Annotated in this window: 12 protein-coding genes; 10 read left to right on the forward strand and 2 right to left on the reverse strand. The window is 55.9% G+C overall.

All coding sequences use genetic code 11. From position 1 onward, the window contains the following. Window positions 1-6 precede the first annotated feature (6 nt). Both dapD and QQL78_RS16165 read left to right on the forward strand, forming a co-directional pair. Window positions 7-834, forward strand: a complete 828-nt coding sequence (gene dapD / locus QQL78_RS16160; protein WP_284374841.1) for a 2,3,4,5-tetrahydropyridine-2,6-dicarboxylate N-succinyltransferase — start codon at window positions 7-9, stop codon at window positions 832-834. A 65-nt stretch (window positions 835-899) separates the two neighbouring features. Then, entirely contained in the window at window positions 900-1,154 is a 255-nt protein-coding gene (locus QQL78_RS16165) for a GlsB/YeaQ/YmgE family stress response membrane protein (RefSeq protein ID WP_284374842.1), read from the forward strand. 211 nt (window positions 1,155-1,365) lie between these two features. On the opposite strand, the gene QQL78_RS16170 is transcribed toward QQL78_RS16165, so the two are convergent. Next, the gene (locus QQL78_RS16170; protein WP_284374843.1) at window positions 1,366-3,423 is read right to left on the reverse strand and encodes a TonB-dependent receptor domain-containing protein; all 2,058 of its coding nucleotides are present in this window, start codon (window positions 3,421-3,423) and stop codon (window positions 1,366-1,368) included. Between the two features lie 213 nt (window positions 3,424-3,636). Here QQL78_RS16170 and QQL78_RS16175 point away from each other — a divergent pair, with 213 nt between their 5' ends. The 4 genes from QQL78_RS16175 to QQL78_RS16190 are packed head-to-tail and all read left to right on the forward strand — an operon-like array spanning window position 3,637 to window position 7,456. Beyond that, a complete protein-coding gene (locus tag QQL78_RS16175; protein WP_284374844.1) occupies window positions 3,637-4,683 on the forward strand; it encodes a hemin-degrading factor in 1,047 nt (348 codons plus the stop codon). Beyond that, entirely contained in the window at window positions 4,680-5,582 is a 903-nt protein-coding gene (locus tag QQL78_RS16180; protein ID WP_284374845.1) for a heme/hemin ABC transporter substrate-binding protein, read from the forward strand. Before QQL78_RS16175 ends, QQL78_RS16180 begins: the two co-directional genes overlap by 4 nt. Before the next feature lies 1 nt (window position 5,583). After that, window positions 5,584-6,651 carry a FecCD family ABC transporter permease gene (locus tag QQL78_RS16185; RefSeq protein ID WP_284374846.1) on the forward strand — a complete coding sequence of 356 codons (1,068 nt, stop codon included), beginning with the start codon at window positions 5,584-5,586 and terminating at the stop codon, window positions 6,649-6,651. A gap of 1 nt (window position 6,652) precedes the next feature. Then, window positions 6,653-7,456, forward strand: a complete 804-nt coding sequence (locus QQL78_RS16190; protein ID WP_284374847.1) for a heme ABC transporter ATP-binding protein — start codon at window positions 6,653-6,655, stop codon at window positions 7,454-7,456. A 124-nt stretch (window positions 7,457-7,580) separates the two neighbouring features. On the opposite strand, the gene QQL78_RS16195 is transcribed toward QQL78_RS16190, so the two are convergent. After that, window positions 7,581-8,369 carry an IclR family transcriptional regulator gene (locus tag QQL78_RS16195; RefSeq protein ID WP_284374848.1) on the reverse strand — a complete coding sequence of 263 codons (789 nt, stop codon included), beginning with the start codon at window positions 8,367-8,369 and terminating at the stop codon, window positions 7,581-7,583. Window positions 8,370-8,489: 120 nt separating this feature from the next. On the opposite strand from QQL78_RS16195, the gene QQL78_RS16200 reads away from it, so the two are divergent. From QQL78_RS16200 to QQL78_RS16215, 4 genes are all read left to right on the forward strand, one after another. Continuing rightward, on the forward strand, window positions 8,490-10,349 hold the full coding sequence (locus QQL78_RS16200; protein ID WP_284374849.1) for a TRAP transporter permease: 1,860 nt from the start codon (window positions 8,490-8,492) through the stop codon (window positions 10,347-10,349). A gap of 19 nt (window positions 10,350-10,368) precedes the next feature. Next, the gene (locus tag QQL78_RS16205; protein WP_284374850.1) at window positions 10,369-11,400 is read left to right on the forward strand and encodes a TAXI family TRAP transporter solute-binding subunit; all 1,032 of its coding nucleotides are present in this window, start codon (window positions 10,369-10,371) and stop codon (window positions 11,398-11,400) included. A 72-nt stretch (window positions 11,401-11,472) separates the two neighbouring features. Beyond that, window positions 11,473-13,107 (forward strand): alkaline phosphatase family protein, encoded by a 1,635-nt coding sequence (locus QQL78_RS16210; RefSeq protein ID WP_284374851.1) that lies wholly within the window; start codon window positions 11,473-11,475, stop codon window positions 13,105-13,107. Between the two features lie 264 nt (window positions 13,108-13,371). Continuing rightward, complete coding sequence (locus tag QQL78_RS16215) at window positions 13,372-14,574, forward strand: aminopeptidase P family protein (protein WP_284374852.1); 1,203 nt, start codon at window positions 13,372-13,374, stop codon at window positions 14,572-14,574. Window positions 14,575-14,756: the final 182 nt, after the last annotated feature.

Genomic DNA, 14,756 nt, shown 5'->3' on the forward strand with positions numbered 1-14,756 from the left:
ACCGCCATGTCCAACGCCCAACTTGAGACCGCCATTGAAGCTGCATGGGATACCCGTGACCAGATCACCTCGGCGACGACAGGTGAAACCCGCGATGCGATCGAGGATACCCTGAATGCACTGGACAGTGGTGCGTTGCGCGTTGCGGAAAAACAGGACAACGGCAGCTGGCATGTGAACCAATGGGCCAAGAAGGCGGTTCTTCTGGGATTTCGGATCAAGGACATGGAACATCAGGAAGGTGGCCCGCAGGGTGCCGGCTGGTGGGATAAGGTCGATTCCAAGTTCAAGGGCTGGGGCGATGCGCAGTGGAAAGAGGCAGGTTTCCGTGCGGTTCCAAACTGTGTTGTACGCAAATCCGCGTATATCGCACCGGGCGTGGTGCTGATGCCATCCTTTGTGAACATTGGTGCCTATGTCGATTCCGGCACGATGGTTGATACCTGGGCGACCGTTGGCTCCTGTGCCCAGATCGGCAAGAACGTTCACCTGTCTGGCGGTGTTGGCATTGGCGGCGTGCTGGAACCGATGCAGGCTGGTCCGACAATCATCGAGGATAATTGTTTCATCGGTGCGCGTTCCGAGGTGGTCGAAGGCTGTATCGTGCGCGAAGGGTCTGTTTTGGGGATGGGTGTCTTTATCGGCCAGTCGACCAAAATTCTGGACCGTGAAACCGGCGAAGTTATGTATGGCGAAGTGCCCGCGGGATCCGTTGTGGTTGCCGGTTCGATGCCTTCGAAAAACGGCGTAAATCTCTACTGCGCGGTGATCGTCAAGCGGGTGGACGAGAAGACCCGCTCCAAGACTTCAATCAACGAGTTGCTGCGCGACTGATAGGCGACAAGGGAACCAACCGGGCTTTGCATAGTTCTTCTTCTAATTGGGTGAAGGAGAACAATATGACAGGTCTTGGTTGGTTTGCGGCTTTGATTGTAGGCGCACTTGCAGGCTGGATTGCCGAAAAGATCATGAACCGCGACCACGGGTTGTTGTTGAACATCTTTATGGGGATCGTTGGCGCAATGCTGTTCAACGCCATCCTTGGCTTTGTTTTCGGATCTTCACTGGGCGGCTGGATCGGACAGTTGTTTGCCGGTGTTGTTGGTGCCTGCGTCCTGATCGCCGCAATCCACGCCTTTCGCGGGCGCTCCTGAGCCGAGGCTCTTCAAAAGTAGTATTATAAGTTTTCTGTCGGACTTTAGGTGGCGCTGCCGCCGGGCAGGATTATTCAACGGGAGTGGTGTCGGTCTTATGGGCGTATTCGCGACAACCAAATGCGCCGAGCCAATCTGTTGATTTCCTGCAGGTTATAAGGCCAAGTCAGGAAGGGTGCACCAACCGAGAGGTCAATGCACCCTTTTCTTCTTAAAACGTGGCAGCCAGGGACACCTTCAGGCTGCGGCCCGATGCGGGGCGTGTGGACAGACGACGGGTGTATTGTTTGTCAAAGACGTTTTCAACGCCGACCCGGATCTCTGTCCCTTCCAGCACACCGTGTTGTGGCTTGTAAGTTGCGCGCAGATTGTGGACGCCAAAGCCGGGAACAACATTTACGCCGTCATCAAACCGTTTGTCCGCAACAACTTCCCAGCTGAGGTCCAATTCGTCGCCAAACTTTTTACCAACGGTGAATTGCAGATTGTCCGCCGCAACACCGCGCCAGGCCGTTGTGGCGTCGCCCGGTTGAAATTCGGTCCCGCGCGATAGGTTGGTGTTGAGGTCAAAGTAAAGCCCGGACTCCATTGCGTAAGAGGCTTCAAGCTCGAACCCTTCGGTTTCAATACGATCAGCATAGACCGATGTGGACCCTGATACCGTGTAGGATGTGATATCGCGAAGATCGGTCTTGTAAAGATTGCCCTTGATGGAAAAGCTATCGCCCGACTGAAAGACATCACTTCCTTCGTAAGAGGCACCGACCTCAAATGTCTGAGACTTTTCAGGTCGGGTCATCAATACGGCACTGCCCAAGTCATCAATAATTGGCAGGTTTTCCGTGTGGGCGGCGCTGCCGAATACCGCAAAGCCATTGGCAAAAGCATACCGCACAGAGATGCCGCCCATCAGTGCATCATTCTTGAATGTGCCGTCATTTGGTGCCGTTGAGCCGGTAACCTTTGAATGCTCATAGCGCAACGCCGGGGTCACCGTCCAAGCATCACCAATGCGCATCTGATCCACCGCAAAGATGGCGACCCTGTTGTCCACGCCGCCGGGGGCTGAATTCGCATCTCGACGCTCTTTGCGTATCAATTCAACGCCAGTTCGCAATTCATGAGAGATACTGCCGGTTGCAAACAGGCTGGTGTTTTTCGCAGTCAACTTTGTTGTTTCATAGCGATGATCGGCGTTAACGGTGCCAAACCCTTGAGCAGGGAAAGGGCGCCCGCGTAAAAAGCCTGCACAGGAGGCAGGATTGATTTCACAGGTAGAGCTGCCAGGCACGTAGGACTGTTCGATTTCCTGATCCGCATAGGACAGGACGACGTCCAGATCGATCAGGTCGCTGGCAGGATTGTAACGATAGGTCAGCGCCGCAGTGCGAGAATCAACCCTGCGGTCCACATTGCCGAAAGATCCCTGAGAGGTCAGGAAAGTGTCGTAAGGCACATCCTTTTCATCCGTAGAGGATTCCGAATAGGAAAAGGCCAACGACTGGTCTCGGTTCTGGCCGAAAGTATATTTCCCTTTCAACAAGAACGACGGTAGGGTGAATGCAGAGTTCCCGATAAGATTGCCGCTACCATCGCTTTGGGCGTCCTGATCGCGCCGTGTGTAATTAAGCAAAAACTCGGCTTGTTCGGTTGGCTGCCACGCAAAATTGGTTGAACTGGTGATGCCATTCCCATTGCTGGAAAATTCAAAGGTTTGTGTTCCGACAAAGCCTACCGCGCCACCAGTAAAATCAGAGGCATCTTTGGTTTCCAGCTTAACCACACCACCGACGATGCCGGAGCCATACTCAAAACTACCCACCGTGCCGCGGATCACTTCAGCCGATTTGTACAGAAACGGATCTGTGAAAAGCTGTGTACCGATGCGGTAAAGCTCTTCGGCCCCCACAGATGCACCATCGACGATTACCGCGACCTTTTGGTCTGACCCAAAAGTCGAGTTTGCGCCGTAACCGCGAATATTGATCCCTGACCCTTGTGGCGTAGAACCGTTCACAAGATTAACGCCGGGTGCTGAATCAATCAGCTCTGCAATTGTACCGGGTTGGCGATCGTTGATCTCTTCTTGATCAATTTCGGTAACGGCAGTGGCGGTATCCGTTTGTATTTCGCGTTTGCTTTCGCCCAATAAAATCGTGCCCAGCGACAGTTTCTCATTGTTTTGGGCAGATGCAGGCGAAGTGAGAGACAGGGCGAACACACAGACAGTGCTGGTGCGCAACGCGCCGCGCAGAGTGGAAAAGGTCATAGGTCCCCTAAGAAGCTAACTGACGTATGTGCTTGCGAAGGGCTTGCGCGTCTTTGAATTTACATGCTGTTGCGGCTGATTACACTGGCCACTTGCGTTGCGTAAATAATCTGACTAAATTTGTCAAGAATGATGCGATCAGCGTCTTTGGCAGCGAACAAACCTCTGTTTGTCAGCAACCTCTCTCAAAACCATTACAGAACGAGGTGCGACATGACGCAATTAACGCCACAAGATATCCGCGCATTGCGCGCAGAAAGCCCCGGCTTGCGGGACCGTGATTTTGCAGATCAACACGGGCTAAGTGAGGCGGCGTTGCTGGCCGCTTATGTTGGTGAAACCGCGACCCGTATCAAGGCACACCCCGATGATGTCATGCAATCAGCCCAGCAGTTGGGCGAGGTCATGGCCCTGACGCGCGTACCTGCCTGCGTGCATGAAAAGGTTGGTGTCTTTGAGGATTATCATTCCGGTGCACATGCGTGCATGATGCTTGGCCGAGACATTGATACGCGAATGTTCCCCAGCCACTGGCAGCACGCCTTTGCCGTTGAGAAGCCGACGGACAATGGGGTCCAGCGATCCTTGCAGGTTTTTGATGCAGCAGGTGACGCTGTGCACAAGATATTCTTGCGGGAAGGATCTGATCTGGCGGCATGGGAGCGTATTCAGCCATCTATGATCATAGATGATCAAAGCCAAACTTTCACTGGTGCACCCCGTACGCCGGTTGAAGCTGCGAAGTGCAATCCGGAGAAAACGGATGTTCTGCGAAAGGAATGGGCACGGCTTACCGACACCCATCAGTTTTTGCGCCTGTGTTCGAAACTCAAGATGAACCGCCTTGGTGCCTACCGCATCGCCGGGGCCCCTTTTGTGCGGCAGTTGGCGGTTGAAAGCGTTGACGAGATGCTGGGTAAGGTTCAGCAGGCTGGCATCGAGATCATGATCTTTGTGGGCAACCGTGGATGCATCCAGATTCACTCCGGCCCGATCCAGACCTTGCGCCCCATGGGGCCATGGCAAAACGTGCTTGATCCGGGGTTCAACCTGCATTTGCGGCTGGATCACATTGCAGAGGTTTGGGCCGTTGAAAAGCCGACACAGCGTGGTCCTGCGATATCGGTCGAGGCATTTGACAAGGATGGCGGCCTGATCCTGCAGACCTTTGGAATTGGTAAAGAGGGCCGGGACAGCCGGGCGGAATGGAAGGCCATTGTCGAGAGTCTGACCCCGCTTGAGCAGGAGGCATTCGCGTGACCCTTAAACAGCGGAAACCGGCTGGCAAAGCTTTGTTCATCACGCTGCTCACCGCTTTTTTGGCCAGCGGGACAGCCTGGGTTTCTTCCTCGCAACGTGCTCCCGCAGAAAATGCAGAAAATACAGCAGCGGATGTGCTGTCGATCGGTGGCTCCGTAACAGAGATCGTCTATGCGTTGGACCAAGATCACCGCTTGGTTGCCCGCGATACCACATCGACCTATCCTGAGGCCGCAAATGATCTGCCCGATGTGGGCTATATGCGCGCGCTGTCTGCCGAAGGCGTTTTATCTGTTTCTCCCGCACTTATCCTGTCCGAGGAAGGTGCCGGGCCACCTGAAACGATTGCTGCGCTAGAGGCGGTAGCGATCCCCTTTGTTACCATTCCCGATGCTTATGATGCGGATGGCGTTATCGCCAAAGTGCTGGCCGTAGGTGACGCCCTTGGTGTGGCGGATAAAGCCAGCGTATTGGCCGCGGGGATCGAAGCGCAGTTTGATGCTGTTGCAGCCCAGATTGCAACAGATGCGACAGCCAAAAAAGTGATGTTCATTCTGAGCACCCAGGGCGGGCGTATTCTGGCTGCGGGCAAAGGCACATCGGCAGCGGGGATCATCACGATGGCTGGCGGTGTGAACGCGATGCAAGGGTTTGATGGGTATAAGCCGGTGACAGACGAGGCGGTTGTGGCTGCGGCGCCTGATGTGGTTTTGATGATGGATCGCTCGGGCGATCACGCTGTCGAGGATGCCGAATTGTTTGCCATGCCGGCATTGTTGCCAACGCCTGCTGCGGAAAATCAGTCCATCGTACGGATGAACGGTCTCTACCTGTTGGGGTTCGGACCGCGCACGGCGCAGGCTGTCCTTGATCTGAACCGTGCCCTTTATGGAGGGTGATATGTTCGCAGCCTTGTCGCGTGTGCCACCGCGCCTTGATCGTGTACAACTGGCCCGAATGGCGCATCTGTGGTTGGTGATGCTGCTGGTTCTGGTAAGCCTTGCAGCACTGGCGACAGGTGCATCGGGCACTTCGCTTTGGTCTGCGCTGGCCAAGCTGGCACAGGGGCAGGCATTGACCCGCACAGAGGCCGTTGTCTTGTGGGACATTCGTGTGCCACGCCTGTTGATGGGGATTCTTGTAGGGGCTGCTTTGGCAATGTCGGGGGCCGTCATGCAGGGGTTGTTCCGCAATCCATTGGCAGACCCCGGTTTGGTCGGCGTTAGCGCGGGGGCTGGTTTGGGGGCAATCATCGCAATTGTGCTTGGTGGGCTGTTGCCTGCATCTGTGGCTTTGTTCTTTGGCACCTATCTATTGCCGGTTGCCGCCTTTCTGGGGGGGTGGGGGTCAACGCTTGTTCTTTACCGCGTGGCAACCCGTGGCGGACGTACATCTGTGGCAACCATGTTGTTGGCCGGCATCGCACTGGCAGCCCTCGCGGGCGCTGCATCCGGGCTGTTGGTCTATGCGGCTGATGACAACCAGTTGCGTGATCTGACGTTTTGGGGGCTGGGCTCCTTGGCTGGTGCAAGCTGGTTTAAAGTTATGGTTGCCGCGCCGCTGATTCTGATCGCTTGTGGCATGGCATTGACGCTTGGTGCGGGTTTGAACGGACTAGCTCTGGGGGAGGCTACCGCGCATCACATCGGCATCCCGGTGCAACGTTTGAAAAACACTGCGATCCTGACGGTTGCAGCAGCTACAGGTGCCGCAGTTGCCGTTTCCGGCGGCATCGGTTTCATTGGCATTGTTGTGCCACATCTGCTGCGACTTTGGACAGGCCCGGACCATCGCGGTCTGTTGTTCAATTCCGCTCTGCTGGGTGCCATTCTGCTTCTGCTGGCGGATATTATCTCGCGCGTCATTGTTGCCCCTGCTGAACTTCCCATTGGCATCGTAACTGCAACACTTGGTGCCCCCGTTTTCCTGTGGATTCTTCTGCGTCGTCGCGGATTGATGGATTTGTAAGATGTTGAAGGCTGAAAACATCACGGTCACGATGGGCCAGAATACGATTTTGCATGGGGTCACTTTCACAGCCAGACCCGGAGCAGTGACTGCTATCGTTGGCCCAAACGGGTCGGGTAAAACCACGCTGATGCGCGCTTTGACCGGGGACGTAGAATCCAGCGGTATCGTCTGTTTGAACGCGGATGACATCACCACCCTGCGGCCTTGGGAACTCGCCGCAAGACGCGCGGTGCTGCCGCAGGCCAGCAGCCTTGCCTTCCCTTTCACAGCCATTGAGGTCGTACGCATCGGCCTGCATCAAGGGACAAGTGGGGATGGGGAATATCTGGCCAAGGCTGCCCTCAACCGCGTCGGGCTGTATCATTACGCCGACCGTTTTTATCAAGAACTGTCAGGTGGCGAACAACAGCGCGTGCAACTCGCCCGAGTTCTGTCGCAGGTTTGGCAGCCTGTGCAAAACGGCAAGCCCCGGTGGCTGCTGCTTGATGAACCTGTTTCGAGCCTCGACATCGGTCATCAGTTGGAGGTCATGGAGATCATGCGCGATTTTGCCCAGGGTGGCGGCGGTGTTGTCGCCGTGATGCACGACCTTAATCTCACGGCGCTTTACGCGGATGCAGTGACCATGATGTGTGAGGGTATGGTTCTTGCAACCGGCAGCCCTGCGGATGTGTTGACAGATGCCACCCTCAGCCACGCATATGGCTGCCAGATCAGGGCAAACCAAGCGCCGAATGCAGGCACGCCCTTTGTTCTTCCGCACACGGCTACGCCTGTCACGGCAAAGCGGAAAGCGTCGTGATCCTTGATGAATCCCACCACAGCCCCGGGCATCACGAGGGATAGCGGAGCCTGACGGATGCGCGAGACGCCGCAGCGCAGTTTCCCGAAAACAGTCCTCACTCAAGAGTAAAATGGTATGTCGCTCAAATGTCCGAGCCTGAGGTAAAATGCCGCCCTATAACCTCTCCAGCCAAGGTAAGCCGCTCAAGATGGGCTGTGGCAACATCGTCCACGCTTTGTCTTTCGGCAAGCCAGACCAGACTGAGCGCCCCTACGACGCGACTGCTGGCGCGAATGGCAACACTAATGGCACTCGGGATGCCGCCATAGTCTACCCCGCGGCCCCAATACCCATATTCGCGCGTGGCAAACCCTCTTGCCCGTATCTCCTTGAGCTTTTCAGGTAGGCTTAAAGCGGCTTTGCGTTCTTGGCCCTTGGTGTTCAGGGCCAGCTTGGCAGAGACATCCGCCCTTTCGTCAGCGTCGAGTGCCGCCAGAAATGCGCTTCCCAGAGCAGAGCGAAAGGGTGATGGCCGAAAGCCGATACAATCAGGAAAGATCCCGTGTTCAGAAAATTTTCGGGTTGTGTCGACGATCTCAACACGTCCGTTTCCGATTGCTGCTGCAAGGTCCACCCCCAATCCCGTGAGTTCGGAGAGGCGAATAATTTCTGAACTGCCGGCTTCGACCAATGCATCTATCGAATCCGGAGCAGCTCCCAAGCGCGGAAATCGTGATCCGATTCTGTACCGGCTGTCATTTCGACTTTGCGTCAGCCACCTTTGACTGACCAAAGTCGCGCAGATTCGCATAATCGTAGGTTTGGGCAGACCGGTTTGTTCTGCCAAAAAAGCCAATGAAGTCACACCACTACCAGAAACGACCTCGAGTATTTTCATGCTGCGCTCAACAGAGCGGTTTAACTTGGTCATCGCATTCCACCTAGTGAAACGCATGTTCGACCGGATTTGCTTTTCTGTCTAGCTATAAGTGCAGAAGTGAGGTGACCGGGTAGAAAATTCGAGACCGCGCTCTGAAGGGGAGGGGGAACAATGCAAAACGTGCTGTCAAAATCAGTCACTGGATTGAACCTGGCGTTGTCCGGTCTGGTGATTGCCGTTGTTTTTTACGTGTCCGTATTTGGCGTTTTCAGTGAATCCTACCTCCGGGTCGGCATGTTGTTGGTTGGTGGTCTGCTGATCCTGCTTGCGCAGATCGAGAGCAGCGACAGCCCTGCGGGAAAATTTCTTGCGCTGGTGACGGCGGGTTTGCTGAGCGTTGCAGTCTATCAGTATTTCCGCGCCGCCGCTGAAATCGAGACCGGACTTTATTTTCTGACCTCCACAGACATCTGGCTGGGCACGCTTGGGTTGATCGCCGTGATTGATCTGACGCGGCGATCGGTTGGCATTGTCATGGCGGGTGTTGCGGCGTTCGTTCTTATCTATGGTGCCTTCGGGCAGTTTGCGCCGGGCTTTATGCGCCATGCCGGGATGACATCGGAGGAGCTGATCCAGGTTCTTTGGTATTCTTTTGACGGCGTGTTCGGGCGTCCCATGGCAACCGTTGTTTCGACCATCCTCATCTTCATCATCTTTGGCGCAATTCTGGAGTTCCTGACAATCGACAAGGTGCTTGTGAAACTGGCGCTTGCTGCGACGGGCAGAGTGCATTCCGGTCCTGCGGCTGCGGCAACTATTGCCAGTGGCTTGTTTGGTACGATCTCTGGAAGTGCCGTTGCCAATGTCGTGGGCACCGGCGTTATCACGATCCCATTGATCAAGAAGCGTGGGTTCAAGGCACATTTTGCAGGTGCTGTTGAAGCAGCGGCCTCAAGCGGCGGGCAGATCACCCCTCCCATTATGGGGGCTGTTGCCTTCATCATGGCCGATATCACAGGCGAACCCTATCTGACGATTTGTGTTGCCGCTGCTGTCCCTGCGATCCTGTATTACGCCGGTCTGTTCATGGCGACGGCCAGTGCCGCACGCGACATGGATCTTGATGCGTCAGTTCAGCCCAAGTTGAGCTTTGGTTGGCGTGAAGTTGCGCAGATCATTGTCTTCATGCTGTCCCTCACCGCAATTGTTGTGGCCATGGTTGGGGGGTCCTCCCCGGCCTACGCTGGGTTTATCGGCGTTGCTTTCGCTGTGGTGTTTGGTTTTGCACTGAAACCCAGCCTGCTGACGGACCTGCAATCCTGGCTCAAGTTCATCCGGTCGGCTGGCATGATATCCGCGCAGTTGGTGGTCATTGTTGGTGCCGTGGGTATCATCATCGGCATACTGAACCTGACCGGTGTCGGTCTGCGGTTTGCCTCTCTAGTGGCCAGCTATGCCGATGGGCAATTGGTGGTGTCTTTGCTGCTGATGGCCTTGGCCTGCCTGCTGTTGGGCATGGGGATGCCGACGGTGCCCGCCTATTTGATCATCGTGCTTGTGATGGGACCGGCGCTGCAAAAGCTCGGCGTGCCGATCATCCACACCCATATGTTCGTGCTGTATTTCGGCGTGTTGTCTGCCGTCACCCCACCGGTCGCACTTGCTGCTTTTGCAGCGGCACCCATCGCCGGAGCGGGCGCGATGCGCACGGCAGTGGAAGCCTCGCGGCTGGCCCTGCCCGGTTTTGTGATCCCCTTCGCCTTTATCTATCAGCCCGCGATGCTGTTGGGTACGGGATACCCGCTGATCGAATCCGCACAGTCCATCCTGTTCGTGACTCTGGCCGTATTGCACATCTCGCGTGCCTGCTATCCCGGCAAGGGTAAGGCCCGCTATGCGCCCATTGGCTTGGCACTTGCCTTTGCACTTCTGTTCTTTGGACCGTCCGTTTCGTGGATTGCCGTCGCAGCCACTGCTGCGCTGTGGAGTGCAGTCCGGTTTGGAATCTTTTTAAAACCCGAAAATACCTGATACTGAGGAGGAACTACCCATGACTGATACTACTCTGACACGCCGATCCCTGTTGGGCACTGCTGCTGGTGCGGCGGCTTTTGCGGCGCTGCCACGCGCGGCCTTTGCCAAGGAACTGTTGCGTATGTCCACTCTTGGGCCGGGCACCAGCCCCAACCTTGTGATGACGACATTCGCCAACATCGTGAACGGTGCATTGCCGGATTATGAAATCCAGCTGAATGCAACAGGTGCCGCCACACGCCACGTTCTTGAGGTGGCCATGGGCCGCAGCGATTTCTGCATGTCCTCCCCTGCCATTCATGCGCTGATGCGCAACAAGGCGGCGATGTACGCCAAAATTGACGAAGCCCCCGAGCTCGTCAAAAAGCTGCGCACCGTGCTGAATTTCCCGATGGGTGTTTATCACATCGCGGTTTATGGCGCGTCCGGCATCACCTCCATGGACCAGATCAAAGGCAAACGCGTCTTCCTGGGCCCTCCCGGCGGTGCGGCCTATGCCACAATGCAGCGTCTGTTCAAAGCTGTTGCGGGTCTTGAGGAAGGCACTGATTATGAAGCGGTCAAGCTGGGTTGGGACGCAGCGGCGGCCGCATTCCAGGACGGCAATCTTGACGTCTATTGCAACCCCACCAACGCGCCCAGCCCGGCCTTGACCCAGATCGCAGTGACGAACCAGATCCGTTTCTTGGGCATTCCGGCAGATAAGCTGGAAACCGAAGCTGTACAAAAGCTGGTGGGCCGTCCGGGCTTTCGCGCCGCGACGCTGCCTGCTGGCGTTTACGGTGAGAACCAGCTGAATGAAACGGATGTGACCACCTTGGGTGTAACCGTGGGTATCGTGTCCAACGAAAACGCCGACGAAGAGATGATCTATCAGATGACCAAGGCATTCTATGCCGGGGTCGAAGAGGCCGGTGAAAGCTCTCCATGGTTGAAGGCGGTCACGCCCGCCGCCGCTGTGAAAGATATTAACCTGCCGCTACACCCCGGTGCCCTGCGCGCACTTACTGAGCTGGGTGTGGAAATCCCAGAGCAAGCCAGAGGTTAATCTGGTTGGCCGGGGCACCCTTCGCCCCGGCCATTCCTCTGATCTTACGTTTCTTCCTTTCCCGGATATCTCATGACAAAAAATGTACTTTTCATCATGTGCGACCAGCTTCGGTGGGATTACCTGTCTTGTGCTGGCCACGCGGGTATCGAGACACCGCATATCGACGCATTGGCGAAACGCGGCGTGCGGTTTGATCGGGCCTATGTGCAATCGACCATCTGTGGCCCCAGCCGGATGTCATTTTACACTGGCCGCTATGTCAGTTCGCATGGGTCGACGTGGAACAGCATTCCACTGAAAGTGGGAGAAATGACACTGGGCGACCATCTGCGCCCGCTTGGCGTGCGCACCGCCCTTTGCGGCAAGACCCATATGGCGGCTGACGCCGAGGGCATGAAACGCCTTGGACTTGCGCCGGACAGCACCATTGGTGCTCTGGTCTCCGAGTGTGGGTTCGAGCCCTATGAACGAGATGATGGGCTGCATCCAGATGGCAAATACGGCCGGCGCAACAAGAACTACGATCAGTATATGAAGGATCGCGGCTGGGCGGATGAAAACCCCTGGGACAGCGTCGCCAACAGCGGCGAGGACGCAGACGGTAATATCCTCAGCGGTTGGTTCCTCGACAATTCCGACCTTAAGGCACGAGTTGCCGACGAAGATAGCGAAACCCCTTATATCACCCGCCGCGCGATGGATTTCATCCGCGAGGCTGGTGACACCCCCTGGTGCCTCCACCTGAGCTATATCAAGCCGCATTGGCCCTATATCGTGCCCGCGCCCTATCACGACATGTACCCGCCTGAAACGCATAGTCCCGTACTGCGCAGTGATGTGGAAAAGGACGACCCGCATCCTGTTTTCGGCGCTTTCATGGAAGAACGCGTCTCCAAAGCCTTCACCAATGAGACAACCCGCACAAAGGTCATCGGTGCCTATATGGGCCTGATCAAGCAGATCGATGATCAGATGGGCGAATTGATGGCCTTTCTGAAGGCGCAGGGGCTGACGGATGATACGATGATTGTCTTCACCTCCGATCATGGCGACTATCTGGGCGATCACTGGATGGGCGAAAAAGAGCTGTTTCACGACCCTTCCGCCCGTATCCCGCTCATCGTGGTTGATCCCAGCCGCGAGGCTGATGCAACGCGTGGCACAGTGTCTGAGGCCTTGGTCGAAGCCATTGATGTGGTGCCCACGATCCTTGACTATTTCGGCGGCGCAGAGGTCCCCCATATCATCGAAGGCAAATCCCTGCGCCCATTGATGCAGGGCAACTGCGAAAGCCTGCACGATTTCGTCATCTCGGAATACGATTATTCTTTCCGGCAAGCCCGCCGAAGGCTCGGGGTGAGCGTGGCCGATGCCAAGCTGACGATGCTGTTCGACGGAAGATGGAAATACGTTTTTGCCGAAGGCTTCAGGCCGATGTTGTTCGATCTGCGCTCTGACCCGGATGAGTTCCACGACCTTGGCGACAATCCCGACTATGCGCAGGAATGCGATCGCCTGCAGGCGCTTTTCTTTCAGTGGACCCGCAGGATCAGTCAGCGCACAACCATGTCCGATGCTGAGATAGAAAAACGTGGTGTGGACCTGAACGAAGCCAAGGCCGGAATCCTTATCGGGTTTCCTACCGAAGCTGATTTGTCCGACGCACTTGCCGCAAACAAAGCGCAGCAGAAAGTTTCTAAGTGACGTGGAGTCCCTTCAGGGAAAGGTGAATTGCGTGGATTTCCCTGAAAACCCTATTCGTTAGATGCCAAAAACGACATGGAGTGGCGTGATGGTGTTATCCAGATTTCTTGTCGGAGTGTAACCAGCGGGGCAAGGGTCGGCGATGGCGTCGCCAGCAATTTTTTGCATGCCCCTTTCACCATCCTGAACGCCGGGATCTTGCTTTGCCGTTTGGGCGATGAGGAGAAGTCTCCATCACTCAAACGCTTGATAGGAGTTGGTTTGATGGAACGTCCACAACACTACCGCTTTCACCAGGGTCAGAAGACCCTTCCGTTTCCCGATTCAGAATATGAAGCCCGCCTGAGCAAACTGCGTGCTCAGATGGCAGAAATGGGGATCGACGCCTGTGTGCTTACCTCAATGCACAACGTCGCCTATTATTCAGGTTTCCTCTATTGCGCGTTTGGTCGCCCATACGCACAGGTTGTAACAGCTACCGAAACCGTGACATTCAGTGCCGGCATCGACGCCGCGCAGCCTTGGCGGCGCGGTTACGGCGATAACATCACTTACACTGACTGGCAGCGGAACAATTACTGGCGTGCGATCCAATCTGCGACCGGTTCAGGCAAGGTCATTGGCTTTGAAGGTGATCACATTTCCTACACGCAACTGGCGTTGCTGGATGAATTCCTTGCCCCATCCGCAAAGAAGGACATTGCGCCCACGACGATGCGACTGCGCATGCACAAATCTGCGGCCGAGATCGAATTGATCCGTGCAGGCGCTGCAACTGCGGACGTCGGTGGATATGCGATCAAGGATGCCATCAAAGCAGGCGCGCGTGAAATCGACGTTGCAATGGCGGGCCGTGATGCAATGGAGCTTGAGATTGCGCGGCGTTTTCCTGAGTCCGAAATCCGTGATACCTGGGTCTGGTTCCAGTCCGGCATCAATACCGATGGCGCTCACAACCCGGTCACCTGCCGCCAATTGGAACGCGGTGACATCCTGAGCCTCAACACTTTTCCGATGATTTCAGGTTACTACACCGCCCTTGAGCGGACGTTGTTTGTCGAGGAGGTCGATGCAGCAAGTCTGAAAATATGGGAAGCCAACGTCGCCGCGCATGAACTGGGCATCAGCCTGTTGAAGCCGGGCGCGTCCTGCGCTGAGGTGACGCATAAGATCAACGATTTCTTCGCAGAGCGTGATCTGCTGCAGTACCGGAGCTTTGGTTACGGCCATTCCTTCGGTGTGTTGTCGCACTATTATGGCCGTGAGGCGGGGCTCGAACTGCGCGAGGATATCGACACGGTACTTGAGCCGGGCATGGTGATCTCTATGGAGCCGATGCTGACCATACCCGAAGGTCAGCCCGGTGCAGGGGGCTACCGCGAGCATGATATTCTTGTCATCACCGAAGATGGTAACGAGAACATCACCGGATATCCTTACGGGCCAGAGTTCAACGTGGTTGGCTAGTTTGCCGGAACCTGAAGTGAGCGATTGTCATTGCTCGCTTCATTCATTTCCTGCCAATTCTGGTGTGCAGTAGGGGAGCTTCCAAAGCGCCTTGTGCTGGCGTGCAAGTCCATAGATTGCCGTCAATAGCACTGATGGTCATCAGCGTGAAACGCGGCAGAAACAAGAACCCCAAATCCAAC

The organism is Sulfitobacter pacificus (assembly GCF_030159975.1).
Classification (GTDB): domain Bacteria; phylum Pseudomonadota; class Alphaproteobacteria; order Rhodobacterales; family Rhodobacteraceae; genus Sulfitobacter; species Sulfitobacter pacificus.